The organism is Brevundimonas poindexterae (assembly GCF_020524625.1).
GTDB lineage: Bacteria > Pseudomonadota > Alphaproteobacteria > Caulobacterales > Caulobacteraceae > Brevundimonas > Brevundimonas poindexterae_A.
Genome location: NZ_JAIVLL010000001.1, coordinates 845,581 through 870,547, shown reverse-complemented (window position 1 = coordinate 870,547; position 24,967 = coordinate 845,581). Strand labels below are relative to the sequence as shown.

The following is a 24,967-nucleotide window of genomic DNA, read 5'->3' as shown; positions in this document are numbered from 1 at the left end:
GCACAAGATCGAAATCAGGCTACGGCGGCCGAAGGCATCTTCAATGTCGCGCCCGGCAAGGGCATCTCGATGCCCGGCGGCGCATAGGGCGTGCGGGCCAGAAGCTCTCGATAGATGTCCAGATAGCGCTGCGCCATGGCGGTCGCCGAGAAGCGCAGTTCGAACCGCGCCCGGATGGCGGACCGGTCCAGCGTGATGGCCCGGCGCACGGCGTCCACCGCCTCATCGATGCTGCTGACCAGATAGCCGGTCGCGCCGTCCTCGATCACCTCGGGCGCCGCGCCATTGGGCCAGGCGATGACGGGCGTGCCGCAGGCCATGGCCTCGATCATCACCAGGCCAAAAGGCTCCGGCCAGTCGATCGGGAACAGCAGCGCATCGGCCCCTCCCAGGAATTCGGACTTGGCGCCATCACCGATCTCGCCGACGAACTCGATCAGCGGATTGTCCAGCAGGGGCCGGATGCGGCTCTCGAAATAGACCGAGTCCGCCGCGTCGACCTTGGCTGCGATCTTGAGGCGCATGCCTAGCCGCGTGGCGATCTCGATCGCCCGATCGGGGCGCTTCTCCGGAGAGATGCGGCCGAGGAAGGCCAGATAGCCCGACGACCGGTCGCTGGGACGATACAGCTCGGCGTCCATGCCGTGCTGGACCGTGCCCGCCCAGTTGGCCCAGGGCAGGGGGCGACGCTGGTCGTCCGAGATCGAGACCAGCGGGAATTGCGGCCAGGCGTCATAGGCGGCGGGCAGGTCCTTCAGGTCCAGACGACCGTGCAGGGTCGTCACCGTCCGCCCGGCCCGGTCCTCGAAGAACGGGAAATGGATCATGTCGGTGTGGAAGTGGATGACGTCGAACTGGTCCGCCATGTCCCGCACCCTGGCCAGCATGGCCATGTGTGCCGCCATGTCGGATTTGAGCGGCGCGGGGTCCAGCCGGATCGCCTGATCACGGACGGGCACCAGACGGGCGCGGGTCTGCGCCTCGGCGGACGAGAACAGGGTCACCTCATGACCCAGATCCACCAGCGCATCCGTCAGGTGCGCGACCACCCGCTCCGTCCCGCCGTAAAGCGTGGGGGGGACCGCTTCATACAGAGGGGAAACCTGGGCGATTTTCATGGGGTGGGTCCGGGTGGTTGTGACCCTTGCTCAAAGCGCGCCAGAGGCGAGCGGTTCCAATGTCGGAAAGCGTACACGGGAACGGCGCGGGCTGCCCGGGATTAACCCCCCTCAACCCCCTCACCAGACACGGAGCAGCCCATGTCCGCCCTTTCCGGAAAAACCATCGCCGTCCTCGCCACCGACGGCTTCGAACAGGTCGAGCTGGACAAGCCCGTCGACGCCATGCGCAAGGCCGGCGCCACCGTCCACATCGTGGCGCCCGAGGCTGGCGACATTCAGGGCTTCGAACACCATGACAAGGGCCGCAAGGTCGGCGTCGACAAGACGCTCGGCGATGTCAGCGCGGACGATTACGACGGCCTCGTCCTGCCCGGCGGCGTGATCAACCCCGACGCCCTGCGGCTTGAGGAAAAGGCCATCAGCTTCATCGGTGCCTTCGCCAAGGCCGACAAGCCGATCGCTGCCATCTGCCACGGTCCCTGGACGCTGATCGACGCCGGCATCGCCAAGGGGCACAAGCTGACCTCCTGGCCCTCGCTCAAGACCGATCTGATGAACGCGGGCGCCGAGTGGGTCGATGAGACGGTGGTGATTGACGGCAAGCTCGTCACCTCGCGCAATCCCGACGACCTGCCCGCCTTCTGCGACGGCATCATCAAGGTGTTCGGCGCCGCCTGAGCGGCGCCCGGGGACAGGCGAGATGGAGACCCTTCACGCCGTCATTGGCTATGAGGACGGCACGATCACCTGGTGGCAGATGTCCATCCGGGGCGTGCTCGTCTTCGCCGTCGGCATCCTCGCCGTGCGGCTCGCCTCGTCGCGCGCCTTCGGCAAGTGGACACCGCTCGACATCATCTTCGCCGTGATCGTCGGCTCCAATCTCGGGCGGGCCATGACCGGCAGCGCGCCCTTTCTGCCGACCGTCATCGCCAGCCTGCTGCTGGTTGCCCTCCATGCCCTCTTGGCCCGGGCCTCGGCCCGCTGGTCATGGCTCAGCTTCCTGCTCAAGGGCGGGCGGATTCAGCTGGTGCGCGACGGTCAGATCGACGAGGCCGCGATGCGCCGCGCCGGCCTCGGTCAGGGGGATCTGGACATGGCACTGCGCGCCCAGGGTCATTCCGACCTTAGCCGCGTGGACTGTGCCTACCTTGAGCGCAACGGCGACATGTCGGTGCTGGCCCGTCGCGAGGACCCGCCGGAGCCCTGACGCACGACCGCCCGCGACAGCGGCGCTTCGACGCGCTACGGAGCCCGCATGCATTCCGGCTCTGACACCTCTGCCGATCTGGTCTGGGACGACGACGGCACCCCGCGCTCCGGCCGGTTCGGCGACATCTATTTCTCGCCCGAGGACGGTCTGGCCGAGACCCGGGCAGTCTTCCTCGAAGGTTGCGGCCTGCCGGGCGCCTTCGCCGGACGCGAACATTTCTGCGTCGCCGAACTGGGGTTCGGCACCGGCCTCAACATGGCTGCCCTGCTCATGCTGTGGCGCGACCACGCGCCGCCGGGCGCGCGGCTCAGCCTGTTCTCGGTCGAGGGCTTCCCCCTGTCGCGAGACGAGGCGACCCGGGCGCTCGCGGCCTGGCCGGAACTGGCGCCCGCAGTCGAGGCCCTGTTGGCCGTCTGGCCCGCCGCCACGCCGGGCCTGCACCGGATGGACCTGCCGGCGTTCAACGCCACCCTCGATCTGGCGGTCGGTCCGGTGGAGCAGGGGCTGTCCAGCTGGTCGGGACAGGCCGACGCCTGGTTCCTCGACGGCTTCTCACCGGCCACCAATCCCGACATGTGGGCGCCCGGCATCATGGCCCGGATTGCGGCGCTCAGTCGGCCGGGTGCGCGTCTGGCCACCTTCACGGTCGCCGGCGCTGTCCGGCGGGGACTGGCGGAGGTTGGCTTCACCGTCGAAAAACGCCCCGGCCATGGCCGCAAGCGCGAGCGGCTGGAGGGGACCTTTGCCGGCGAGTCAGCAGGGCCGACGACTCCCGACGACATCGTCATCCTCGGCGCGGGCATCGCCGGCGCCGCCCTCGCCCGGGCCTTTGCCGCCCAGGGCCGGACGGTCGAGGTCATCGATGCCGAGGGGCCGGGCGCGGGCGCCTCGGGCTTTGACGCCGCCCTCGTCACGCCGCGCCTCGACGTCGGTGATCCCGATCTCGCCTCAGGGTTCGCCCAGGCGCTGGAGCGCGCGGGTCAGCTTTATGGGCAGATCGACGGCGCCGTAGTGGCCGAAGGCGTCCTGCAACTCCCCGGCCGGGATAGGGATGTCGAGCGCCACCGCCGCGTCGCCGAACAGACGATCTGGTCTCCCGGCCATATGCAGGTCCTGACCCCGGCCGAAGTCTCCGACCACATCGGCGAACGGATAGAGTTCCCCGCCCTGCGAATGGCCGACGCCCGGGTCATTCGCCCGGCCCGGGTGCTCGCGGCCTGGCTGCCCCACGGTGTGACCCGCGCCTCCGTCGCCCGCATCGCTCGGGACGGGGAGGGCTGGGCCCTGTTCGATGGGGACGGCGCCCTCATCCGCCGGGCGGCCTGTGTGATCGTGGCGACCGGCGCCGGCACCCGCAGCCTCCTGTTCTTGCCGCTCCAGCCCGTGCGGGGTCAGGTTGAGGTGGCCGAGGGAGTCACCGCACCCGCGCCCCTGGCCTGGGGTGGCTATGCCATCCCCACCGGCGAGGGCCTGCTGTTCGGCGCCACCCATGATCGCGACGACGAGGGGCTGGAGGTCTGCCCCGAAGACACCCGGCGCAATCTGGAGACCCTTGCCGGCTGTCTGCCGCGACGGGCGGAGGAGGCCGGTCAGGCGCCCTTGCGGTCCCGCGCGGCTGTCCGCGCGACCACGCCCGACCGGCTGCCCGTCGCCGGCCGGGTGGAGGAGGGTCTGTACGTCCTCGGAGGTCTGGGCTCGCGCGGATTCTGCCTCGCGCCCCTGCTGGCCGAGCATGTCGCGGCACAGGTCCTCGGGCGTCCCTCGCCCCTGCCAATGGCCATGGCGCACCGCCTTCGGCCCTCGCGTTTACAGGGAACCCAATCGTGATTTGCGAAACCGGGGCGCGCGAGGGACGTTGTCGGGCCATGACCCAGTTGAACCGCATGCCGCTCCCGCTCGCCCTCACCGGCGCCGTGCTGGCCCTCGCCGCCTGCGCGCCCACCACTCCGTCCGGCGACACCACGGCCTTCAACGATCAGACCTGTTTCTCGCCGTCGCAGGTACGGGGCTTCAGCGACGGTCCCGGCCAGACGGTCTATCTGAACGTCGGGCGCGACGCCTATCCGCTGGAGGTCTATGGCGCCTGCAACGGGCTGAACAGTTCGCTCGGCTTCGCGCTTGAGCCGGATGCCGCCGGCCTCACCCGCCTGTGCCCCGGCGACGCCACCCGGATTGCCGTGCGCGGCGACGTCCGCCCCGTCGAATACTGCAGCGCCCGGGTTGGCCCGCGTATCAGCGGCGGTCCGCCGCAGACCTGACCCCAAGTTCCGGAGAGACCCATGACCCGCGCTTTCGCTGCTGCCCTGTCGATCCCCGCCCTCCTGCTGGCCGCGTCCTGCGCGCCCGGGCCAGACACCGCCATGAACGCACGGTCGTCGGACACCTGCTTCATGTCGGACCGCATAATCAACTTCCGCGCCGGTCAATCGCCGTCGATCTATGTGAAGGCGCTGGGCGGCGACGTGTATGAGATCCAGACGACCAGCTATTGCTCCGGCATCGAGAGCGCCAACACCCTGGCCTTCACGCCGCTTGTCGGGTCGAGCGCGCGCACCTGCGTCTCCGACTCCCTGTCGGTGGATGTTTACGTGGCCGGGTCTTCGAACCGCTGCCGTGCCCGCGTTGTCAAAAAGCTGACCGAGGAAGAGGTCGCCGCCCTGCCGTCGCGCTACCGGCCCTAGGGCCGGGCCTCAGCCCTTCGGCTTCTGGGCATAGCCCAGCCGCTGGTTCAGCTTGTCGATCAGATCGATCGCCGTGTCGGCGATTACCGACCCGGGCGGATAGACGGCTGCCACGCCGGCATCCAGCAGGGGCTGTACGTCGGCGGGCGGAATGACCCCGCCGACCACCACCATGATGTCCTCGCGCCCCAGCTTCTTCAGCTCGGCGATCAGCTGCGGCGCCAGCGTCAGGTGCCCGGCGGCCAGCGAGCTGGCGCCCACGGCGTGAACGCCCTTCTCGACGGCTTCCTTCGCGGCTTCCGCCGGCGTCTGGAACAGGGATCCGGCCGTGGCCTCCAGCCCCAGATCACCATAGGCCGTGGCGATCACCTTCTGGCCGCGGTCGTGCCCGTCCTGGCCCAGCTTGGCGATCAGGATGCGCGGCGGACCGCCGTCGTTCTCGACGAACGCTGCCACCATGTCGCGGGCGCGGCTGACCTTGGCGTCCTTGCCGGCTTCCTTGCCATAGACGCCGCTGACGGTCTTCACCGAGGCCACGTGGCGGCCGAAGGCGGCCTCCAGCGCATCTGAAATCTCGCCCACGGTGGCCTTGGCCCGGGCCGCATCGATCGACAGGGCCAGCAGATTGCCGTCGCCCTTCGCCCCGGCCGTCAGGGCCTCCAGCGCCGCTTCGGTCGCCTCCTCGTCCCGTTCGGCGCGCAGCCGCTTCAGCTTCTCGATCTGGGCCGCCAGCACGGCCGCATTGTCGACCTTCAGCACCGGGATGTCATCGACCTGATCCGAGAGGTAGCGGTTCACGCCCACGACCGTCTGCTGGCCCGTATCGATCCGCGCCTGGATGCGGGCCGCCGACTCCTCGATGCGCAGCTTGGGAATGCCGGCCTCAATCGCCCTGGCCATGCCGCCCAGGCCTTCGATCTCGGCCATGTGGGCGCGGGCCCGTTCGGCCAGTTCGTGGGTCAGCCGCTCGACGTAATAGCTGCCGCCCCACGGGTCGATCACACGGGTCAGGCTGGTTTCCTGCTGCAACAGGATCTGGGTGTTGCGCGCGATCCGGGCCGAGAAATCGGTCGGCAGGGCCAGCGCCTCGTCCAGCGCATTGGTGTGCAGGCTCTGGGTCTGGCCGCCCGCCGCCGCCATGGCCTCGACCATGGTCCGGCTGACGTTGTTGAACACATCCTGGGCCGCCAGCGACCAGCCCGAGGTCTGACAGTGGGCGCGCAGGCTGAGCGACTTGGGGTTCTTGGCGCCGAACTTCGACACGGCCTCGGCCCACAGCAGCCGCCCGGCCCGCATCTTGGCCACTTCCATGAAGTAGTTCATGCCGATGGCCCAGAAGAAGCTGAGCCGCGGGGCGAACCGGTCGACGTCCAGCCCTGAGTCCACGCCCGCCTGCAGGTACTCAATGCCATCCGCCAGCGTATAGGCCAGCTCCAGGTCGGCCGAGGCTCCGGCCTCCTGCATGTGATAGCCGGAGATCGAGATCGAGTTGAACTTCGGCGCATGCTCGGCCGTCCAGGCGAAGATGTCCGAGATGATCCGCATCGAGGGCGCGGGCGGATAGATATAGGTGTTGCGGACCATGAACTCCTTGAGGATGTCGTTCTGGATGGTCCCGGTCAGTTGGGCGGGGGCGACCCCCTGTTCCTCGGCGGCGACGACATAGAGAGCCAGGATCGGCAGCACCGCCCCGTTCATCGTCATCGACACGCTCATCTTGTCCAGCGGAATGCCGTCGAACAGGGTCCGCATGTCGAGGATGGAGTCGATCGCCACCCCCGCCATGCCGACATCACCGGCCACGCGCGGATGGTCGGAATCATAGCCCCGGTGCGTCGCCAGATCGAAGGCGACCGACAGCCCCTTTTGCCCCGCCGCCAGATTGCGCCGGTAGAAGGCGTTGGATTCCTCGGCCGTCGAGAACCCCGCATACTGGCGGATGGTCCACGGGTTCTGGGCATACATCGTCGGATAGGGGCCGCGATGATAGGGCGCGATCCCGGGCAGGCCGTTGATGAAGTCGAGGCCCTCAAGCCCTCCGGCGTCATGGCGTGACGCGATCGAAATCCCTTCCGGCGTCTCCCACGGCGCGCGGTCCGCGGCTGCGCCGGGAGCGCGGTCTTCGAAGGCGATGCGGGTGAAGTCAGGGCGGGTCATCGGGCGGCCTCCCCGGTCTCAAGTCGCACGGCCAGCGGCAAGGGCGCCATCGCGGCACACGTATGCTCTGGCGTCCCGGTGTCCGGTTCGGGCAGGGGGGAGACCTCGACCGGGCGCGGGTCCTCGTCGACGTATCGGGTCACGCCGATCAACTGGGCATCGCCCCGGGCATAGCGTGCCGTCAGGGCTTCGGCCGCCTCGGCGACCCGCCTCTGGATGCCACCGCCCTCGATCGAGGCCACCAGCCCGCCCTCGCGCTCGATCTGCTGGAAGGCGGCCCAGCCGGCCTCGGCCAGATCGCGGGTGCGGGTGTCCAGGAACCACGACCCGGCCGCCGGATCGTCGACCCGCCCCAGATGCGCTTCCTCCATCAGGATCAGCTGGGTATTGCGCGCCTGACGCAGGGCGAAGGCATCGGGCAGGCCAGCCGCCCGGCTGAAGGCGTCCAGCACGATCACATCGGCCCCGCCCACGGCCCCCGCGAACCCGGCCGCCGTCAGCCGCAACAGGTTCGGCCAGGCGTCGCGCGCCGCCAGCATTCGCCGCGACGACCGCGCCTCGATCACCGCCTCGGCCTCTGCGTCCCAGGCCCGGGTAAAGGTCCGCCACATCAGGCGGAGCGCCCGCACCTTGGCCAGGCCGTCGAAATAGCTCTGGTCCAGCGACACCCCCAGCACCATCCGCCGGAAGGTCTGCTCGGGCGACAGGCCCGCGCGGCCCGCGGCCTCCGTCAGGGCCACGGCACTGGCCAGCAAAAAGCCCAGCTCCTGCGCGGCCGTGCCTCCGGCCTCATGCACCACCCGGCCCGAGGCCATGAAGGCCCGCGCATCGGGATAGGCTTCGGCGTGGCGCGCCGCTGTATTGCCCGCCAACTCCAGATAGTCGGCCAATGGCCGCGCCCCGCCACCCCGGGCGACAAACGCCGAGGCCGGGTCCATGTGGAAGGCCAGTTTCGCGCGCGGCGAGCCCTTGGCCGCCACCGCCAGCGCATCGGCGGCCGTGGCGCCGTCCAGACCGGCATCCAGTGCCACCTCGGCCAGCTCCAGCTGAACGCCTGCCAGTGCCTGTGCCAGGGTGTCGGAGTCTTCCGTCACCGCGCCCTTGATGACCAGCGAGGCCGCGCCGCCCTCCAGCTGGGCCAGCGCCTGGGCGTTCAGGGCGACGGCCTCATCGCCTTCCAGCAGCACCCGCAGGTCCCACGCCCGCCCGTCGGCGTCGGTGGCTCTGGCTGCGCGAACCGCCTCGCGCCCGTTCGCGGCGGCATACAGCGGGCGGATATCCAGCCCGTCCGCATCCAGATGCACCAGGGTCTCCAGCCCCCGGTCCTTCAGCGCGGCCTCGGCCAGGGTGCGCCAGTCTGCGGGGGAGGGGGTCGTAAAGGACGAATGCGACATGGGGTCTCTATGGCCGAGGCGAGGGCGTGTCGCAATTGTCTCTGCGGTCGGGGTTCCCTATGAGAAGGGTTCCTCCCGCCGGAATCCTTGATGCTTCAGGTTCGACTCAAACCCCCGACGTGCACCAGCCGCCCGCTCGCGCGCGACTGCAGCACCTGTGGCGCACGGGCCTTCAGCCTCTGCGCCAGTCTGGAGGGAGAGGATCTCGCGCGGCTGTCGGCCCTGGCCGAACAGGTCCAGTTCGCGCCGGGGCAGGCCTTGGTCAACCAGGGCGATCGCGCGGAGCATATGTTCAACATCACGGCCGGCTCGGCGCGGGTCCAGACCCTGATGGCCGACGGGCGGCGCCAGATCACCGGCTTCCTGTTCGCGGGCGACTTCGTCGGTCTGGCCGCGGGCGCAACCCACACCGGCTCGGTCGAGGCGATCGAGCCCGTCACCGCCTGCCGCTTCGCCATGGCCGACTATCGCGCCCTCGTGCGTCAGAGCCCGGCGCTTGAGGCTGCCCTGCTGGAGCGCGCCAGCCACGAACTGGCCGAGGCCCGGTCCCAGATCCTGCTGCTGGGACGCAAGACGGCCGAGGAGAAGCTGGCCTCCTTCCTGCTGGCTCTTTCCGATCGCGATCCCATGCGGCCCCACGCCGAGGGGCGTCTGCGCCTGCCCATGAGCCGCACCGAGATCGCCGACTATCTGGGCCTGACCATCGAGACAGTCAGCCGGGTGCTGGGCCGCTTCAAGGCGTCCGGCCTGATCCGGCTGGAGTCAGTGTCCGACCTCAGCATCCTGCGGCCCGACCGGCTGGCCCTGCTCGCCGACGGCGAGGGCTGAGGCACCCGCTTCCGTCACGCCGTCGACCTCGATCACGGCCTCGCACAGCGCCACCCCTGCGGGCCGGTGGCTGATCATCACCAGTCCCTGCGCCGTGCGGTCCAGCCGCGCCTTCAGCCGGTGCAGCACCTGCTGCTCGGTACGCGCATCCAGCCCTTCGGTCGGTTCGTCCAGCACCAGCCAGGGCGACCCCCTCAGATAGGCCCGCGCCAGACTCAGCCTGCGCCGCTCACCCCCGGACAGGAAGGCGCCACCGGGCCCGATCGGTGTATCCAGCCCCTTTGACGCCCCGGCGATGCGCTCGGCCAGCGCCGCATCCTCCAGCGCCTCCCACAACAGGGCCTCGGGCGCCTTCGGGTCTGCCAGCCGCAGGTTCTGCGCGACCGTCCCGTTCAGCAGGGACACATCCTGCGCCGCATAGGCGAACAGGCGCCGCACATCGACGTCGGGCAGGGCGGGGTCCAGCCCTCCGGCCGACATCTGTCCCGGCTCGACCGGGCGCAGCCCCATCATCTGCTCGATCAGGGTGGTCTTGCCCGCACCCGAGGGCCCGGCGATCCGCACCCTTGAGCCTCCGACGAACGTCGGACCAGCGGGCGAGAACTGCAGCGAGTCGCCCTCCGGCCTCTGCACCGCGCGATCCGGGTCTGCCCCCATCAGGGGCTCCAGCCGTGCAGCGGCGGCGCGCGCCGCGCCTGCGTCCCGGAGTGCCGTCACCAGTCCCAGCGCCGCTTCCATGCCCGCCGCCGTCGCCAGCGCCGCCAGCGCGATCAGTGGCGCGGGCGGTGTGGCGGGCGCCAGCCACAGCGGCAGGCCCGTGGCGGCGGCCAGGCTCAGGCCAGTGACGGCGCCTGCCCAGCTCATCAGATGACCCGACCGCTCGGCCAGCACCCGCCCGGCGGCGTCCGCCTGATCGGCGACCCTGGCCACCTCCTCCGTCGCCCAGCCTTCGAGGGACCAGGCGCGGACTTCCGGCACGGCCGCTTCCAGATCGGTCAGGCGCGCCTTCAACTGCCCCAGGGCCTCCTGCCGCAGGGCGGCGGCGGGGCGCACCCACCGCTCCGCAATCCAGCGACTGCCCAGCACCAGGGCCCCGGCCCCGACCAGCAGGGCCACGGCCGACGTCCAGTGGGCCAGGGCCGCCATGCCGGCCGAAACCGCCAGTCCTGCACCCAGCGCCCAGGGCGCGGCGACGCGGATGAAGCGGGTCTGGATGGCGTCGACATCCTCGATCAGCCGCGACGAGGCCTCGCCCACGGCAAGCGCCCGCGTGGCATGACCGCCCTCGGCCAGTCGCGCATACAGCCGGGGCCGCAGCCGCCCCAGACCCTGCAGGGCCGCCTCATGTCCCGCGACCCGCTCGACGTAGCGCGAGCCCGTCCGCACGATGGCGAGCAGGCGGATGAAGGCACTGGGCAGCATATAGTTGAAGGCATGTGCCACCGCCGGTCCCGCCAGACCCGCCAGCGCCGAGGCCGTGATGAACCAGCCCGACAGCCCCAGCAGCAGGGCCGAGCCACACGTCACCCCGATGGCCGCCACCGTGGCGATCACCAGACGCGGCCGCTGGTGTCGCAGCTCGGCCCGGATCAGGGCTTCCAGAGGGGGCACGGCGGGCCTCACAGCGCCACCACCCGGTCGGCCAGCGCCATGACCGCCCGCGAGTGGGTGGCGATCAGGCAGGTCCGCCCGCGCGTCGCCGCGGCCAGTGCGGGGATCAGGGCTTCCTCGGCCGCTGCGTCCAGATGGGCGGTCGGCTCGTCCAGCAGAAACAGCGGCGCCTGCTTCAGCATGGCCCGCGCCAGCGCCAGCCGCCGCCGCTCGCCGCCCGACAGACCGCCGCCGCGCCCGTCGATCGACCGGTCGAGGTCCAGCGACAGGCCCGCCTGTTCAGCCATGGCCGCGATCAGCTCGCGCGGGGCCTCCGGCTGTGACAGGGCGATGTTCTCGGCCAGGGTGCCCGGCACCACGACCGTCGCCTGACCCATCCAGCCGACCTGTCCGCACCAGTCGCCCGTGTGCGACAGGCGGTGGCCGTCGACCTCGACCTCGCCCCCCGTCAGCGGCGACAGGCCGAGGAACAGGTGTAACAGGCTGCTCTTGCCGGTCCCGCTGGCCCCGGTCAGGGCGATCACCTGTCCGGGCCGCACCTCGAGGTCAAAGTCCGAGATCACCGGCGGCGCCCCGTCATAGGCGATGCTGACCTTGTGGAACTTCAGGGCGGGGCTGCGGGCCAGCCGCGGCGTGGGCAGGGCCGGCGGTACAGGGGTTCGCTCCAGCGTCGGTACCACGGCCTCGGCCGCCTGCCGGTCGTGATAGGCCGCGGCCATCCGGCGCAGCGGCGCATAGACTTCGGGTGCCAGCACCAGGGCGAAGACGGCCCGCCCCAGATCCAGGGGCTCGGGGATCGGCACCGGCATCAGGCCCAGCAGCTGAAACCCGCAGTAGACGGCGACCAGGGCTACCGACAGGGCCGAGAAGAACTCGAGAATTCCCGACGACAGAAAGGCAATGCGCAGCACCTTGCCGGTCCGCGCCGCCAGCCCGTCCGAGGCCCGCTCGACGTCGCCGACCACCGTCCCGGTCGCCTCGAAGGCCGCCACCGCCGGCAGGGCCCGGATGCAATCAAGGAACAGGCCCGACAGGCGCTCCAGCGCCGCGAACTGGGTGCGGCTTTCCGCCGCCGCCGCCGTTCCGGCCAGCCACATGCCGAAGGCGAACGGGATCAGGGTCGCCGTCAGGATCAGTGCCGAGACCGGACTGGCCAGCGCAATGGCCGCCAGCACCACGATCGGCCCCATGACCGCTGCCATGCGGGCGGGCTCGAACCGTGTATAATGCCCGTCCAGCCGTTCCACCCCCTCGACCGCGGCGATCAATCCGGTTTCCGACGACCGGCGCCCCGAGAACAGGTCCGTCACCACGCCGCGCCGCACGGCGCCCTTGATCCGGGCAGCGGCGCCCGCGGCCGTCATCAGGGCCCGTTGCGACAACACCCCCCGCACCGCCAGCGCCGCCAGCATGATGACGATCCCCATGAGGATCGAGGTCGTCCGGTCGGGCCAGGCCGTCAGCGTCAGGGCCAGCCCCGCGGCAAAGCCGACCGCCGGCAGCACATCGGCCGTCGTCATCAGCGCGGCCATCCCCAGCGCCCGTCTTTCCGGCCGCGCGGTGTCGCGCAGCCAGTGTCGCAGGTGGGTGGGGGAGGGGGCCGAGGAGGTCACGCGCGCTCTATACAGAATTCCGGCCCGTCCGGCCCTTGATCCAGATCAAGGCGCGACTCGGGTCACTGTCCTACGGCCATCCCGCACCCGGCCATTCCGGCCATGACAGCTATAGGGAGTGCCTGGTTCCATGATCGATCTGGCGGTCGTTGATCTATCCCGCCTTCAGTTCGCACTGACGGCGCTTTACCACTTCCTGTTTGTGCCCCTGACGCTGGGCCTCAGCTTCATGCTGGTCATCATGGAGTCGATCTATGTGATGACCCGCCGGCCCATCTGGCGGACCATCACCCGCTTCTGGGGCACCCTGTTCGGCATCAACTTCGTGCTGGGCGTCGCCACCGGTCTGACCATGGAATTCCAGTTCGGCATGAACTGGAGCTATTACAGCCACTACGTCGGCGACATCTTCGGGGCGCCGCTCGCGATCGAGGGCCTGATGGCCTTCTTCCTTGAGGCCACCTTCGTCGGGCTGATGTTCTTCGGCTGGGACAAGCTCAAGCCCCACGCCCACCTGTTCGTGACCTTCCTCGTGGCGCTCGGCACCAATCTGTCGGCCCTGTGGATCCTGATCGCCAACGGCTGGATGCAGAACCCGGTCGGTGCCGATTTCAACCCCGACACCATGCGGATGGAAGTCACCGACTTCATGGCCGTGCTGTTCAACCCGGTGGCCCAGGCCAAGTTCGTGCACACCGTTTCCGCCGGCTATGTGATCGCCTCGGTCTTCGTGCTGGGCGTTTCGGCCTGGTACCTGCTCAAGGGCCGTCACATCGGCTTCGCCAAGCGCTCGATGACGGTCGCCGCCGCCTTCGGCCTGGCCTCCTCCCTGTCCGTCGTCGTGCTGGGTGACGAGAGCGGCTACGCCCTGACCGACAACCAGAAAATGAAGCTCGCCGCCATCGAGGCCATGTGGGAGACCGAACCCGCTCCCGCCGGGCTGACCGCCGTCGGCCTGCCCAATATGACCGACCACAAGACCCACTATGAGATCAAGATTCCCTATGTCCTGGGCCTGATCTCGACCCGCAGCCTGACCGGTCAGGTCGAAGGTATCCTGCCGCTGGTGGCCGTCGCCGAGACCCGTATCGAATCCGGGGTCCAGGCCTATGACGCGCTCGAACGTATCAAGGCCAATCCCGAGGACCCCGCGGCCCGCGGCGACTTCGAGGCTCACCGCAACGACCTCGGCTATGGCCTGATGCTGCGCCGCTTCGTCGAGGATCCGCGCGACGCCACGCCCGAGCAGATCCGCGACGCCGCCTGGGCGACCGTGCCCAATGTCCCGGTGATGTTCTGGACCTTCCGCTTCATGGCGGGGATCGGCTTCCTGATGATCGGCCTGTTCGCCACGGCCTTCATCCTGTGCACCCTGCGCAAGCACGACACCCGCTGGTTCCTGCGGCTGGCCGTGCTGGCCATCCCCCTGCCGTGGATCGCGGCCGAGCTGGGCTGGATCGTGGCAGAGGTGGGCCGTCAGCCCTGGGCGGTGGAAGGCGTCCTGCCGACCTTCCTGGGCGCTTCCAGCCTGACGGTCCCGCAGCTGTGGGGCACCATCATCGGCTTCACCGTCCTGTACGGCACCCTGGCGGTGATCGAGGTGGGCCTGATCCTGCGCACCATCAGCAAGGGGCCCTTCTCCAGCCCGGACCTTGCGTCCGAGCCCGGCGCCCCTGCCAGTGAAACCGAACCCGCCACTGCCTGACATCCTGTCTGACCCGGAGATCCAACATGGAACTGCCTCTCGACTTCGCTACCCTCCGCGTCATCTGGTGGGGCCTGCTGGGGGTGCTGCTGATCGCCTTCACCCTCACGGACGGCTTCGACCTCGGCGTAGGTGCCCTCCTGCCGTTCGTCGCAAAGACGGACAAGGAACGCCGCATGGTGATCAACACCGTCGGCGCCACCTGGGAAGGTAACCAGGTCTGGTTCATCCTCGGCGGCGGCGCCATCTTCGCCGCCTGGCCCTTCGTCTATGCCGTCAGCTTCTCGGGCTTTTACCTGGCCATGTTCCTGGTCCTGTCGGCCCTGATCCTCAGGCCCGTGGCCTTCAAATACCGCTCCAAGCGGCCCTCGGCCGGCTGGCGGTCGATGTGGGACTGGGCGCTGTTCGTCGGCGGCTTCGTCCCGGCTCTGGTGTTCGGCGTGGCCGTCGGCAACGTCCTGATCGGTGCCCCCTTCCGTCTCAACAGCGAACTGCGCGCCTTCTATGACGGCACCCTGCTGGGCCTGTTCACCCCCTTCAGCCTGCTGTGCGGTCTGCTGTCGGTGACCATGCTGGTCCTGCATGGCGCCACCTGGCTGGGCCTCAAGGCCGAGCGCGGCCCGGTGCAGAAGCGCGCCTTTGCCATCGGCACCGTCGCGGGCCTGCTGGGTCTGGTGCTGTTCGCGGTGGGTGGCCTGTGGGTGGCCTTCGGCGACCTCGGCTTCCGCATCGTCGGCACAGTCGATCCCAACGGCTTCTCCAACCCCCTGCGCACCACGGTCGAGGCGGCCGGCGGCGCCTGGATGGACAACTACACCCGCTATCCCTGGATGATGATCGCTCCGGCGCTCGGCTTCCTCGGCACGGCGGCGGCCCTGCTGGGCCTGTGGCGCCGGTCCGAGCCTCTGGGCTTCCTTGGTTCCTCGCTGGGCGCGGTCGGGATCATCTCCACGGTCGGCCTGTCGATGTTCCCCTTCATCCTGCCCAGCTCGATCGATCCGTCCTCCAGCCTGACGGTGTGGAACGCGTCGTCCAGCCATCTGACGCTGTTCATCATGCTTCTGGTGACGATCATCTTCCTGCCGCTGGTGCTGCTCTACACTGCCTGGGTCTACCGGGTGCTGTGGGGCCGCTCGACGACCGCCGCCCTGTCCACCAACCCCGACCTCTACTGATCCGAAAGGCCTGAACCATGTGGTATTTTACCTGGATCCTCGGCCTCGGCCTCGCCGTCGGCTTCGGCGTGCTGAACGGCCTCTGGCACGAGTTCCGCCTGTTCGACGAGGGCGACGCCGGCGAGTCCGTGCCCGGTCCCGAAGACCAGGGCGACCCGACCTGATCTGACACTCTGAAACGACAAGGCCGGCCCGCTCACCCGGGCCGGCCTTTTGCTGTCTGCAACGCGACGTCAGCCCGCAGGGGGCGCGAAACCGGTGATTTGTTCGGGAGGAAGAATGGTGGACGCGACAGGGATTGAACCTGTGACCCCTACGATGTCAACGTAGTGCTCTCCCGCTGAGCTACGCGTCCGCCGTGACGGCCCTGGGGCATCCCCGGGGCGGGAAGGCGCGCGGTATAACCCGGCTCGCCTTGAAACTGCAAGCGTTAAGCGGCGATCATTTTCTCGACCTCGCCGACCAGGTCGCGCAGGTGCACGGGCTTGGACAGCACCTTGGCCTGGGGGGTGCTCTGGGCGGCGGTCAGGGCCACGGCGGCAAAGCCGGTGATGAACATGATGCGCAGGCCCGGTTGGCGGGCGGCGGCCACGCGGGCCACCTCGATTCCGTCGGCGCCCGGCATGACGATGTCGGTCAGCAGCAGGTCCCACGGGCCCTGGTCCAGGGCGTCGATGGCGTCATCGCCATTCTCGCAGTCGACGACCTCATGGCCCGCGCGTTGCAGCGCCCGCGTCAGGAAGCCCCGGAGCGAGCTGTCGTCTTCCGCCAGAAGAATGCGTGCCATCGAATGTCCCCGACGCCGTCCACCCGGACGACCGTTTCACTAAACCCGGGAAAAGGTTAAGGCGACAAGCGTAAACCGGCCATGAAAATCAATGATCCGTGTCCACAGGGAATCACGGCCGGGCCGGGGGAGGGCGTATGACGGCAGGCGAGGGTGAGCAGGGCACCGAACCCCCGTTCCGGCTGATCCCGGCGGCGGGCAGGGCGATCAGCCCGCTGGTGTTCGCCTCGCCCCACTCGGGCCGCCACTATCCCGCTTCGGCCGGGTTCGATCCGGCCCTGTCCGAGGCCTCGATCCGCAGCGCCGAGGACGCCCTGGTCGACCGGCTGATCGAGAGCGCTCCCGCCTGCGGCGTGCCCCTGTTGCTGGCCACCCATGGCCGGGCCTGGCTGGACCTCAACCGGGATCCCGCCGACCTCGACCCGGCGCTGATCGCCGACCTTCCGCCGGAGGCCGCGGGCGGGCCCCGCGCCGTCGCGGGCTATGGCGTGGTGCCGCGCCTGACCGGCGATGGCCGCCCCCTCTATGACCGCGCTCTCAGCCGCGCCGAGGTCGAGGCGCGCCTCGCGGCCGGCCATGCGCCCTATCATGCCGAGCTCGCGCGCCTGATGCAGGCGGCGCACGCCGCGCATGGGATGGCGATCCTGATCGACTGGCACTCCATGCCGGGGCCCGGCCTCAATCGCCCGGCGCGGCGGCCCTCGCCCGTGGGCCCCCAGATGGTGCTGGGCGACCGGCACGGCTCGGCCTGTGCGACGGCGCTTACGCGGCGGGTGGCGGCCCTGCTGGGCGGCGAGGGCCTGCGCGTGGCCCTCAACCACCCCTATGCGGGCGGCTGGACCACCCAGACCTGGGGCCGCCCGGCCGAAGGCTTCCACGCCCTGCAGATCGAAATTTCGCGCGCCCTCTATCTGGACGAGGCCCGCATCGCCCCCGGCCCGGGATGGTCGCGCTGTCAGGGGCTGGTGGAGCGGCTGATCGACAGCCTGGTGCGCGAGGCCCCCGGTCTGGTCTCCTAACCCTTCGGACAGAAAAAATGCCGCGCCCGGGGGCGCGGCATGAAAGTCTATAGGGAGGAAACGCCCAGGAAGGGCAAGACGCCCGAAGGCGTCACAGTCAAGTTAGGTTGCGGTGCACAATCCGTCAAGCGGCGATTTTTCACCGCCTGTCACGAAATGTAACGTCCGAACGGTCATTTTCCCCGATGTAACCGGTTAAGCGCAAAAAACTGTCCCATTAACGGCCGCATCTGCTCACTCACTGCGGGGGCGGGGCGGGGTTTCCGGAATCGGATTCCAGTGCGGCGCGGACCCGGCGGATGGCACGGGCGGCCGGCGAGCCCTCCTGACGCCAGATCAGCAGGCTGAAGGACGCCACCACACCGAGGGCCAGCCACAGCGGTCCCATCAACCAGGCCGCCGCCGCCAGGGCGAAATAATAGGCCCGCACCCCCTGGCTGAACGAGGCCAGCGCCGGGTTCAGCAGGTCGCCGGCGGCCCGGCCCAGCAGGTCGCGTTCCGGGGAGTCCGTTTCCGGCGCCGCCCCGATCACGGCGAGCGTGTAGTTCAGCTGCCGGATCGACCAGATGAAATCCAGCAGGCCGCGCACCAGACAGATCAGGATCAGCGCCAGCTTGGCTTCCAGCAGCGGCAGGGGCACGGCCTCGGCCCCCACGGCGGCAAAGCCCCGCAAGGCCGCCTCTCCCCCGAACAATATGCCCGCCACCGCCGCGATCAGCAGCAGATTGGTCGAGGCAAAGAACGAGGCCGTATTGATCGAATGGCCCATCAGCTGGCTGTCGACCAGCCGGATTTCGCGGCGGACCATGGCCGACATCCAGATGTGCCGCACCAGCTGCATGTCCTGGTTCAGGGTGCCGAACCGCCGCGACAGCAGCCTCAGGGCGGGCTCATAGCCCAGCCAGCACACGGCAAACAGGACCAGCGCCGCCCAGTCCCAGGGTGTCATGCCGTCAGCTCCCTGCACCGTCGCCTCCGTGGCTTCGCGCCCGATACCGCGCGGAACGCTTGCTACCGGGCCCGGGTTTGCCTATCACGCCCGCCTCCCCGTTTCGCAAGTGCACAATAGACATCATGAACATCGATGCCATCCCCGTCGGCCCCAACCCCCCGTGGGACCTGAACGTCATCATCGAAATCCCGCAAGGGGGCTTGCCGGTCAAATATGAAATGGACAAGGCCTCGGGCGCCCTGTTCGTCGACCGCTTCCTGCACACGGCGATGTACTATCCGGCCAACTACGGCTTCGTGCCCCACACCCTGTCGGCCGATGGCGACCCGTGTGATGTGCTGGTGCTGAACCCGACCCCGGTGGTGCCGGGCTGCGTCATCCGCTCGCGCCCGATCGGCGTGCTGATCATGGAAGACGAAAAGGGCATGGACGAAAAGATCCTCGCCGTGCCGGTCGACGCGCTCCACCCCTATTACACCGACGTCGCCAGCTACCGTCAGCTGCCGGCCATCATGATCGACCAGATCCAGCACTTCTTCACCCGCTACAAGGACCTGGAGAAGAACAAGGAAACCGCCGTCAAGCGCTGGGGCGACGCCGGCGAGGCCGCCGAACTGATCGCCCAGGGCATCCGCGCCCATCAGGAAGCTCTCAAGGCCAAGAAGGGCTGAGGCGACGACGAATCCCTATCCGAGCCTTCTCCCCTTGGGGGAGAAGGTGTCAGGCGGAGCCTGACGGATGAGGGGGACGCCTGACACGATACCGGAAGCGTGGGCGCTGGCTCTCAACCGCCCCCTCATCCGAGCCGCTCTCGCGGCCCACCTTCTCCCCCGAGGGGAGAAGGACCGTTGGGTCGAGCGCCTCGGCCATCACAGGCGCCCCGGAATTCCCCCGCCCTTTCAACACCCCCACCGTTTCCCGCAACGTTCTTCCCGCCTCACCCCGGGCCAGTGCAAACCTCCTCCCGTCCTGTCGCACGGAGGGCTCGTAAGGCCTGCGACCTTGTGAGCGGCGGGAGCGATGGAGCGGGGTCGGGCCTCAGGGCCTGAGCACCCTCGATCTCCGCCTCCGGGTGCGGGATCGAGGCATGGGTCGAGGGGGATACTCGGCCGTTCCGGGACGGGGCGCAGGCCCCGCCCGCCCGTCGGAGGCGCTGCGGTAAGGCGATAACACCGCCACCCGACGCAAGCTTCCGGAAAACCACCGCGCGGAGCGTCAGCCTTCGTCGAAACGGTATTTCTTGTTCTCACCCGGGCGAAGGCCCGGCGCTCCGCCTGCCCTCCAACCCGCCGCAAAACGGACGGGGGCTTCCGCTCATCCGCGACCATTCCTCCCCCATCGGGGGAGGGGGACCGCGGCGCTCTGCGCCGGGGGGGTGGGGGCAGCGCCGCCATTCGCGGGAAGGATCTGTGCATCTGATGACGTCGGCCCCCTCCACCATCCTTCGGATGGTTCCCCTCCCCCGATGGGGGAGGAGTGGAATTCAGACCTTTCAGACCATTCAGACGGTCTATTTTCACCGTCTCAATTCCCGGTCCCGCCCCCTTTCCCCCGCGCGTGGTCGGGGCTAGGTCAGGACCATGCCGCCGGATACCCCGACAGAGACCTTCAAGCGCGCCCTGGCCCATGCGGCGCGGGCGCTGGCCGAGCAGGACGAGCTCGAGGTGGTCTTCGCCTCGGACGCGCCGCGTCTGTCGAACGGCGTCCTGACCCTGCCGCATCCGCCGCGCGACCCTTCCGGCCCGGAGAGCGCCGCCCTGCGCGGACAGGCCGACCGGCTCGCCCTGCGGCTGGCCAATCACGACGCCGACGTGCACCGCACCGTGGCGCCGGCCGACACGCGCGCCGCCGAGGTGTTCGAGGCCGCCGAACAGGCCCGGGTCGAGGCCTTGGGTGCCCGCGCCATGGCCGGGGTGCGCGCCAATCTGGACGCCGCCCTTGTCACCCGCCTGGAGCGCTCGGGCCTCAGCCGCGCCACCACCGCCGATCAGGTGCCGCTGGACCAGGGCGTCGGCCTGCTGCTCGCAGAACGCCTCGGGGAACGCCCCCTGCCGCCGGCGGCCGCCTCGGCCCTCGATCTGGTGCGCGAGGATCTGATGACCCGCGCCGGCCCCGCGCTCGACCGTCTGGCGGCCGCCGTCGACGATCAGGCCGCCTTTGGTCGCGAGATGCAGGCGGTGCTCAAGGCGCTGGATCTCGATCCCGGCGACGGCCAGTCCGACGACGCCGACGACAGCGAAGGCGAGGACGAGGCCGCCGACGAGTCGCCCTCCGAGTCCGAGGACGACAGCGACGATCCCGATACCGGCGACAGCGAGGACAACTCCCCCGAGGGCCGCAGCGAGGATTCCGGCTCGGACGGCGAGCGCGAGAGCCGCCCGGACGGCGCCCCCGCCGAGGCCGACGGCCAGGAGTCGGATCAGGCCTCCGACACCGAAGAGGGCATGCGCCCCGGCCGCACCGAGGCCGACGGCGGCAGCGACCCCTCGGCGTACCGCGTCTTCACCACTGCCTATGACGAGGTGATCGGCGCCGAGGAACTGTGCGACCCGACCGAACTGGACCGCCTGCGGGCCCTGCTGGACCAGCAACTGACCCAGCTGTCGAGCGTCGTCGCCCGCCTGGCCAACAAGCTGCAGCGCCGCCTGCTGGCGCAGCAGAACCGCAGCTGGATGTTCGATCTGGAGGAGGGGGTGCTCGACACCGCCCGCCTGACCCGCGTCATCACCGATCCGACCGCGCCCCTGTCGTTCAAGGCCGAGAGCGAAAGCCCCTTCCGCGACACGGTCGTGACCCTGTTGATCGATAACTCCGGCTCGATGCGTGGCCGGCCGATCATGGTGGCCGCGGTCTGTGCCGACATCCTGGCCCGCACGCTGGAACGTTGCGGCGTCAAGGTCGAGATACTCGGCTTCACCACCCGCGCCTGGAAGGGCGGCCAGCCGCGCGAGGCCTGGATCAGCGCCGGCCGCCCGGCCAACCCCGGTCGCCTGAACGAGCTGCGCCACATCATCTACAAGACCGCCGACGCCCCCTGGCGCCGGTCCAAGCGTAATCTCGGCCTGATGATGCGCGAGGGCCTGCTCAAGGAAAACATCGACGGCGAGGCCCTGACGTGGGCCCACGACCGCATGCTGGCCCGCACCGAGGCGCGGCGCATCCTGATGGTCATCTCGGACGGTGCCCCCGTCGACGACACCACCCAGACCGCCAACCCCGTCCACTATCTCGAACGGCACCTGCGTCAGGTGATCGGCATGATCGAGGACAAGTCCGACGTCGAGCTGCTGGCCATCGGCATCGGCCACGACGTGACCCGCTTCTATCGGCGCGCCCTGATGATCACCGACGTCGACCAGCTGGCCGGCGCCATGATCGAGAAACTGGCCGAGCTCTTCGACGTCAAGCCAAAGACCGAACGCGCCGCCCGGCGTCGCCTCAAGCGGGCGGCCTAGAGCCGCTCGCTGACCTTGATGGCGGCGCGGCAGCCGGCCTTGATCACCGAGGACAGCAGGCGATAGCCGGGCGCATCGCGGCTGCCGTGTTCGACGGCGTGGTCGTGGTGGGCCATTTCCTCGGCCCGGAACTGCGCCAGTTCGCGGGCCAGTTCGGGGTCGCGATCCGCCAGTTCGGCGATCTGGTCAGCATAGTGCTGCTCGATCACCGACTCGACGGCTTCGGTGCAGGCGTGGGCGGCCTTCTCGCCCAGCAGGGCGGTGCCGGCGCCCAGCGCCCGGGCGGCCAGGTGCCACAGGGGCAGGGCAGCGGTCGGGGCGACCCGATTCTCGGTCAGCAGGGCCTCGAACCGCGACAGGTGGACGGCCTCATGGCCCTCCATCTCGGTCAGGTCCTCGCTGATCGCCGCCTTGCCCTTGCGGCCCTCGAAGACCGCGCGCTGGGCCTGATAGATCTGCACGGCGGCGTATTCGCCGGCGTGGTCGACGCGCAGCATTTCGGCACGCCGCGCCCGGGTCATGCCGGCGCCGGGGCGGGGCAGGGGGACGGTCCGCGTGCCCTTGCGTCCGGTGATGGCCGGATCGTTGAGCGGGTCGGTCTCGGGGTCAGCCTCGGGGCGCACGGGCATCCTTCGGACGTTTGGCGGCCAGCAGGCTCATGACGGCCAGCCCTGCCGCGATCAGGGTGTTCCAGGCTGCCATGGACAGGCCCAGGAAGCGCCATGTCACGGCGTCGCAGGCGACGACGGGCGTGGCTTCGGCGGTGCCGAGCGCAAGGGCGGCCATGCGCTCGATGTTGATCTCGCTGCCGCCACCGCCTGAGCACAGGGCCGGCAGCTCCCACCAGCCGGCCTCGCCGCCTGCATGGAAGCCGGCGGTGACCGCGCCGGTCAGGAAGACGATGAACAGCAGGAAGGCCGCGACGCGCGGAGTGCCCCGGCTGGCCCGGCTGATCAGGGTCCACAGGCTGGCGGTCAGGGCGATGGCCACGGCCAGCCAGTACACCTCTCGCTGCTTGAGGCAGAGGTTGCACGGCGACAGCCCGGCGAACCGCTCAAAGGCATGGGCCGCCGCCAGCAGGCTGAGCGATGCGGCCAGCGCAAACAGGGTCCACCAGCGTGTCACGACGCGATAAAGGCTCATATCGCGACTCTTAGCGGGCCTTTTGCGCCCCGTCGATGTGCCTCAGAGCAGCTTGACCGCAACCACCACCGCGACCACCGCCAGAATGCCGATGAGGGTGAAGGTCGCCAGCCGCTTTTCGATGGCGGCCAGCATGGGCGGGCCCCAGCGCTTGAGGACGAAGGCGACGAGGAAAAAGCGCGCGCCCCGGGTCAGGGCGCACAGGGCGATGAACAGCGGCAGCGAGAACTGGAAGATGCCCGAGGCGATGGTGATCAGCTTGAACGGGATCGGGGTCAGCCCCTTCACCAGGATCACCCAGGCGCCGTGCTCCTGGAACAGGGCGCGCGAGGCTTCGAAGGTGTCGGCCTTGCCCAGCACCGTCAGCACCCACATGCCGACCGGCTCGAGGAAATAGCCGATCGCATAGCCCAGCAGCGCCCCGAGCACCGAGGCGATGGTGCAGACCGTCGCGTAGAAATAGGCCCGGTCCGGCCGCGCCAGCACCATGGGAGCCAGCATCACGTCCGGCGGAATGGGGAAGAAGGAGCTTTCGGTGAAGGACACCACCGCCATCACCTTGGTGGCATGGCGGCTGCGGGCCTGGACAAAGACCCAGTCATAAAGCTTGCGAAGCATGAAGCGTGCGGTTCCGTTCTGTCTGCGAACCAGCCTCTAGCAGGCGTAGGCAAGGGGCGCACCCCGCGGCCTTTCCTGCGCGACAATCCGCCAGCCGGATTGGACGATGCGGAACCGGTCGGCCCGCCATGGCTTGGCGAATGAGGGCCGGATGACTAGGTTCCGCGCCAAAGGCGGCCAAGCGTGTCGCCGCAAACCTTCAGGATCAGGAGACGCGACCATGGACGACGCGACCCAAACCCCCACGGCCCAGCAGATCAATGCCGAGAACCCGCTGGGCGTCGATGGCTTCGAATTCGTCGAGTTCACGGGCCCCGAGCCCAAGGCCATGATCGCGCGGCTGGAGCTGATGGGCTTCACCCAGACCCATGTGAACGCGGAAAACGATGTGGTCCGGTTGAAGCAGGGCGACATCACCCTGCTCGTCAACCGCAGCCCCAAGGGCCAAGCGGGCGAATTCGCGACAGAGCACGGCCCGTCGGCCAACGGCATGGCCTTCCGCGTCAATGACGCGAAGGCCGCCTACGAAGGCGCCGTGGCGCGCGGCGCCAAGCCGGCCGAAGGCCATGACGGCGGCGCGCTGGGCAAGGGCTACGCCTATGTGCTGCAGGGGATCGGCGGCTCGCTGCTTTATCTGGTCGATCAGTATGGCGAGAGCGGCTCGCTCTATGACGGCTGGGACGAGATCGAGGGCTGGGAAGAGGCCGAGCGCAAGAACTCGGTGGGCCTGTTCTGCCTCGACCACCTCACCCACAATGTGCGCCGGGGCCAAATGCGCACCTGGTCGGGCTTCTACGGCGACGTCTTCGCCTTCGAGGAGCAGAAATATTTCAACATCAAGGGCAAGGCGACCGGCCTGCTGTCCCAGGCGATGATCGCGCCCGACCGCGCCATCCGCATCCCCCTGAACGAGAGCCAGGACGACAACTCCCAGATCGAGGAGTTCCTGAAGCGCTACAACGGCGAGGGCATCCAGCACATCGCCCTCGCCACCGACAACATCTTCGAGACCGTCGAGGAGATGAAGCGTCGCGGCATCCCGTTCCAGGACACGATCGAGACCTATTTCGACCTGATCGACAAACGCCTGCCCGGTCACGGCGAGGATGTCGCCCGCATGCGCGAGAACCGCATCCTGATCGACGGTTCGGACGAGGACGGCATCCTGCTGCAGATCTTCACTCAGGACACCTTCGGCCCGATCTTCTTCGAGATCATCCAGCGCAAGGGCAACCAGGCGTTCGGCGAAGGCAATTTCCAGGCGCTGTTCGACTCCATTGAGCTGGACCAGATCCGGCGTGGCGTGATCAAGGTGGATGCCTAGACCGCCCGCCTGGGTCCCGTTCACGGGACCGGTCGCGGCAGGGGTGACGGCGGGTCTGGCCGCGCCCCACCTCGGCTTCTGGCCGCTGGTGCTGGTCGCCACACTGATGGGGCTGGTGCCGGTGGTCGGCTATCAGCTGTGGAAGCGGGCGCACCACGAACGATGAAGCCCAGT

Annotated in this window: 24 protein-coding genes and 1 tRNA gene; 14 read left to right on the top strand and 11 right to left on the bottom strand. The window is 69.2% G+C overall.

What is annotated here, in order from left to right:
- Positions 1-14: 14 nt before the first annotated feature.
- Entirely contained in the window at positions 15-1,118 is a 1,104-nt protein-coding gene (locus LC068_RS04590) for a glycosyltransferase family 4 protein (protein WP_226634890.1), read from the bottom strand.
- 141 nt (positions 1,119-1,259) lie between these two features.
- Between LC068_RS04590 and LC068_RS04585 the strand changes: the two genes are divergently transcribed.
- From LC068_RS04585 to LC068_RS04565, 5 genes are read left to right on the top strand one after another with little or no spacing between them, the layout of a single operon-like run.
- The gene (locus tag LC068_RS04585) at positions 1,260-1,799 is read left to right on the top strand and encodes a type 1 glutamine amidotransferase domain-containing protein (RefSeq protein ID WP_226634888.1); all 540 of its coding nucleotides are present in this window, start codon (positions 1,260-1,262) and stop codon (positions 1,797-1,799) included.
- Between the two features lie 22 nt (positions 1,800-1,821).
- Positions 1,822-2,328, top strand: coding sequence for a DUF421 domain-containing protein (locus LC068_RS04580; RefSeq protein WP_209116726.1), 507 nt, complete (start codon positions 1,822-1,824; stop codon positions 2,326-2,328).
- A 48-nt stretch (positions 2,329-2,376) separates the two neighbouring features.
- Positions 2,377-4,158, top strand: coding sequence for an FAD-dependent 5-carboxymethylaminomethyl-2-thiouridine(34) oxidoreductase MnmC (gene mnmC / locus LC068_RS04575; protein ID WP_226634886.1), 1,782 nt, complete (start codon positions 2,377-2,379; stop codon positions 4,156-4,158).
- 38 nt (positions 4,159-4,196) lie between these two features.
- Positions 4,197-4,589 (top strand): hypothetical protein, encoded by a 393-nt coding sequence (locus LC068_RS04570; protein ID WP_226634884.1) that lies wholly within the window; start codon positions 4,197-4,199, stop codon positions 4,587-4,589.
- A gap of 21 nt (positions 4,590-4,610) precedes the next feature.
- Complete coding sequence (locus LC068_RS04565; RefSeq protein ID WP_226634882.1) at positions 4,611-5,012, top strand: hypothetical protein; 402 nt, start codon at positions 4,611-4,613, stop codon at positions 5,010-5,012.
- A 9-nt stretch (positions 5,013-5,021) separates the two neighbouring features.
- On the opposite strand, the gene scpA is transcribed toward LC068_RS04565, so the two are convergent.
- Both scpA and LC068_RS04555 read right to left on the bottom strand, forming a co-directional pair.
- Entirely contained in the window at positions 5,022-7,169 is a 2,148-nt protein-coding gene (gene scpA / locus LC068_RS04560; RefSeq protein ID WP_226634880.1) for a methylmalonyl-CoA mutase, read from the bottom strand.
- Positions 7,166-8,563, bottom strand: coding sequence for a methylmalonyl-CoA mutase family protein (locus tag LC068_RS04555; protein ID WP_226634878.1), 1,398 nt, complete (start codon positions 8,561-8,563; stop codon positions 7,166-7,168). The genes scpA and LC068_RS04555 overlap by 4 nt, the downstream gene beginning before the upstream one ends.
- A gap of 90 nt (positions 8,564-8,653) precedes the next feature.
- Between LC068_RS04555 and LC068_RS04550 the strand changes: the two genes are divergently transcribed.
- The gene (locus tag LC068_RS04550; protein ID WP_209116714.1) at positions 8,654-9,391 is read left to right on the top strand and encodes a Crp/Fnr family transcriptional regulator; all 738 of its coding nucleotides are present in this window, start codon (positions 8,654-8,656) and stop codon (positions 9,389-9,391) included.
- Here the strand turns inward: LC068_RS04550 and LC068_RS04545 are convergent.
- Positions 9,326-11,002, bottom strand: coding sequence for an amino acid ABC transporter ATP-binding/permease protein (locus LC068_RS04545; protein WP_226634876.1), 1,677 nt, complete (start codon positions 11,000-11,002; stop codon positions 9,326-9,328). The genes LC068_RS04550 and LC068_RS04545 overlap by 66 nt on opposite strands.
- 8 nt (positions 11,003-11,010) lie before the next feature.
- Positions 11,011-12,615 (bottom strand): thiol reductant ABC exporter subunit CydD, encoded by a 1,605-nt coding sequence (gene cydD / locus LC068_RS04540; RefSeq protein WP_226634873.1) that lies wholly within the window; start codon positions 12,613-12,615, stop codon positions 11,011-11,013.
- Between the two features lie 133 nt (positions 12,616-12,748).
- Between cydD and LC068_RS04535 the strand changes: the two genes are divergently transcribed.
- Genes LC068_RS04535 through cydX form a run of 3 tightly spaced genes read left to right on the top strand, consistent with a single transcriptional unit; the run spans position 12,749 to position 15,659 of the window.
- The gene (locus tag LC068_RS04535; RefSeq protein ID WP_226635461.1) at positions 12,749-14,320 is read left to right on the top strand and encodes a cytochrome ubiquinol oxidase subunit I; all 1,572 of its coding nucleotides are present in this window, start codon (positions 12,749-12,751) and stop codon (positions 14,318-14,320) included.
- 26 nt (positions 14,321-14,346) lie between these two features.
- Positions 14,347-15,495 (top strand): cytochrome d ubiquinol oxidase subunit II, encoded by a 1,149-nt coding sequence (gene cydB / locus LC068_RS04530; protein WP_226634871.1) that lies wholly within the window; start codon positions 14,347-14,349, stop codon positions 15,493-15,495.
- A 17-nt stretch (positions 15,496-15,512) separates the two neighbouring features.
- Positions 15,513-15,659, top strand: a complete 147-nt coding sequence (cydX, locus tag LC068_RS04525; RefSeq protein WP_209116706.1) for a cytochrome bd-I oxidase subunit CydX — start codon at positions 15,513-15,515, stop codon at positions 15,657-15,659.
- 116 nt (positions 15,660-15,775) lie between these two features.
- Here cydX and LC068_RS04520 read toward each other — a convergent pair.
- Together LC068_RS04520 and cpdR are read right to left on the bottom strand one after the other, a co-directional pair.
- A tRNA-Val gene (locus tag LC068_RS04520) sits at positions 15,776-15,850 on the bottom strand.
- A gap of 75 nt (positions 15,851-15,925) precedes the next feature.
- Positions 15,926-16,282 carry a cell cycle two-component system response regulator CpdR gene (gene cpdR, locus LC068_RS04515; RefSeq protein ID WP_209116704.1) on the bottom strand — a complete coding sequence of 119 codons (357 nt, stop codon included), beginning with the start codon at positions 16,280-16,282 and terminating at the stop codon, positions 15,926-15,928.
- Between the two features lie 137 nt (positions 16,283-16,419).
- Here cpdR and LC068_RS04510 point away from each other — a divergent pair, with 137 nt between their 5' ends.
- A complete protein-coding gene (locus LC068_RS04510; protein WP_226634869.1) occupies positions 16,420-17,301 on the top strand; it encodes an N-formylglutamate amidohydrolase in 882 nt (293 codons plus the stop codon).
- A gap of 238 nt (positions 17,302-17,539) precedes the next feature.
- On the opposite strand, the gene LC068_RS04505 is transcribed toward LC068_RS04510, so the two are convergent.
- Positions 17,540-18,250, bottom strand: a complete 711-nt coding sequence (locus LC068_RS04505) for a DUF599 domain-containing protein (protein ID WP_226634867.1) — start codon at positions 18,248-18,250, stop codon at positions 17,540-17,542.
- Between the two features lie 125 nt (positions 18,251-18,375).
- On the opposite strand from LC068_RS04505, the gene ppa reads away from it, so the two are divergent.
- Both ppa and cobT read left to right on the top strand, forming a co-directional pair.
- Positions 18,376-18,924, top strand: coding sequence for an inorganic diphosphatase (gene ppa / locus LC068_RS04500; protein ID WP_226634865.1), 549 nt, complete (start codon positions 18,376-18,378; stop codon positions 18,922-18,924).
- Positions 18,925-19,833: 909 nt separating this feature from the next.
- Entirely contained in the window at positions 19,834-21,708 is a 1,875-nt protein-coding gene (gene cobT, locus LC068_RS04495; RefSeq protein WP_226634863.1) for a cobaltochelatase subunit CobT, read from the top strand.
- Here the strand turns inward: cobT and LC068_RS04490 are convergent.
- The 3 genes from LC068_RS04490 to LC068_RS04480 form a co-directional block, all read right to left on the bottom strand.
- A complete protein-coding gene (locus LC068_RS04490) occupies positions 21,705-22,229 on the bottom strand; it encodes a demethoxyubiquinone hydroxylase family protein (RefSeq protein ID WP_226635460.1) in 525 nt (174 codons plus the stop codon). The two genes, cobT and LC068_RS04490, sit on opposite strands and share 4 nt — an antisense overlap.
- A gap of 85 nt (positions 22,230-22,314) precedes the next feature.
- Complete coding sequence (locus LC068_RS04485; RefSeq protein ID WP_226634861.1) at positions 22,315-22,851, bottom strand: disulfide bond formation protein B; 537 nt, start codon at positions 22,849-22,851, stop codon at positions 22,315-22,317.
- 42 nt (positions 22,852-22,893) lie between these two features.
- Entirely contained in the window at positions 22,894-23,469 is a 576-nt protein-coding gene (locus LC068_RS04480; protein ID WP_226634859.1) for a YqaA family protein, read from the bottom strand.
- Positions 23,470-23,689: 220 nt separating this feature from the next.
- On the opposite strand from LC068_RS04480, the gene hppD reads away from it, so the two are divergent.
- Both hppD and LC068_RS04470 read left to right on the top strand, forming a co-directional pair.
- Positions 23,690-24,793: a 4-hydroxyphenylpyruvate dioxygenase gene (hppD, locus tag LC068_RS04475; protein WP_226634857.1), complete on the top strand. Its 1,104-nt coding sequence runs from the start codon at positions 23,690-23,692 to the stop codon at positions 24,791-24,793.
- The gene (locus LC068_RS04470) at positions 24,786-24,959 is read left to right on the top strand and encodes a hypothetical protein (RefSeq protein ID WP_226634855.1); all 174 of its coding nucleotides are present in this window, start codon (positions 24,786-24,788) and stop codon (positions 24,957-24,959) included. The genes hppD and LC068_RS04470 overlap by 8 nt, the downstream gene beginning before the upstream one ends.
- The last annotated feature ends 8 nt before the right edge of the window (positions 24,960-24,967 follow it).

Coding starts and splice junctions, on each gene's coding strand:
- LC068_RS04590 (WP_226634890.1), bottom strand. CDS start 1,118: ATGAAAATCGCCCAGGTTTCCCCTCTGTATGAAGCGGTCCCCCCCACG.
- LC068_RS04585 (WP_226634888.1), top strand. CDS start 1,260: ATGTCCGCCCTTTCCGGAAAAACCATCGCCGTCCTCGCCACCGACGGC.
- LC068_RS04580 (WP_209116726.1), top strand. CDS start 1,822: ATGGAGACCCTTCACGCCGTCATTGGCTATGAGGACGGCACGATCACC.
- mnmC (WP_226634886.1), top strand. CDS start 2,377: ATGCATTCCGGCTCTGACACCTCTGCCGATCTGGTCTGGGACGACGAC.
- LC068_RS04570 (WP_226634884.1), top strand. CDS start 4,197: ATGACCCAGTTGAACCGCATGCCGCTCCCGCTCGCCCTCACCGGCGCC.
- LC068_RS04565 (WP_226634882.1), top strand. CDS start 4,611: ATGACCCGCGCTTTCGCTGCTGCCCTGTCGATCCCCGCCCTCCTGCTG.
- scpA (WP_226634880.1), bottom strand. CDS start 7,169: ATGACCCGCCCTGACTTCACCCGCATCGCCTTCGAAGACCGCGCTCCC.
- LC068_RS04555 (WP_226634878.1), bottom strand. CDS start 8,563: ATGTCGCATTCGTCCTTTACGACCCCCTCCCCCGCAGACTGGCGCACC.
- LC068_RS04550 (WP_209116714.1), top strand. CDS start 8,654: ATGCTTCAGGTTCGACTCAAACCCCCGACGTGCACCAGCCGCCCGCTC.
- cydB (WP_226634871.1), top strand. CDS start 14,347: ATGGAACTGCCTCTCGACTTCGCTACCCTCCGCGTCATCTGGTGGGGC.
- cydX (WP_209116706.1), top strand. CDS start 15,513: ATGTGGTATTTTACCTGGATCCTCGGCCTCGGCCTCGCCGTCGGCTTC.
- cpdR (WP_209116704.1), bottom strand. CDS start 16,282: ATGGCACGCATTCTTCTGGCGGAAGACGACAGCTCGCTCCGGGGCTTC.
- LC068_RS04510 (WP_226634869.1), top strand. CDS start 16,420: ATGACGGCAGGCGAGGGTGAGCAGGGCACCGAACCCCCGTTCCGGCTG.
- LC068_RS04505 (WP_226634867.1), bottom strand. CDS start 18,250: ATGACACCCTGGGACTGGGCGGCGCTGGTCCTGTTTGCCGTGTGCTGG.
- ppa (WP_226634865.1), top strand. CDS start 18,376: ATGAACATCGATGCCATCCCCGTCGGCCCCAACCCCCCGTGGGACCTG.
- cobT (WP_226634863.1), top strand. CDS start 19,834: ATGCCGCCGGATACCCCGACAGAGACCTTCAAGCGCGCCCTGGCCCAT.
- LC068_RS04490 (WP_226635460.1), bottom strand. CDS start 22,229: ATGACCCGGGCGCGGCGTGCCGAAATGCTGCGCGTCGACCACGCCGGC.
- LC068_RS04485 (WP_226634861.1), bottom strand. CDS start 22,851: ATGAGCCTTTATCGCGTCGTGACACGCTGGTGGACCCTGTTTGCGCTG.
- LC068_RS04480 (WP_226634859.1), bottom strand. CDS start 23,469: ATGCTTCGCAAGCTTTATGACTGGGTCTTTGTCCAGGCCCGCAGCCGC.
- hppD (WP_226634857.1), top strand. CDS start 23,690: ATGGACGACGCGACCCAAACCCCCACGGCCCAGCAGATCAATGCCGAG.
- LC068_RS04470 (WP_226634855.1), top strand. CDS start 24,786: ATGCCTAGACCGCCCGCCTGGGTCCCGTTCACGGGACCGGTCGCGGCA.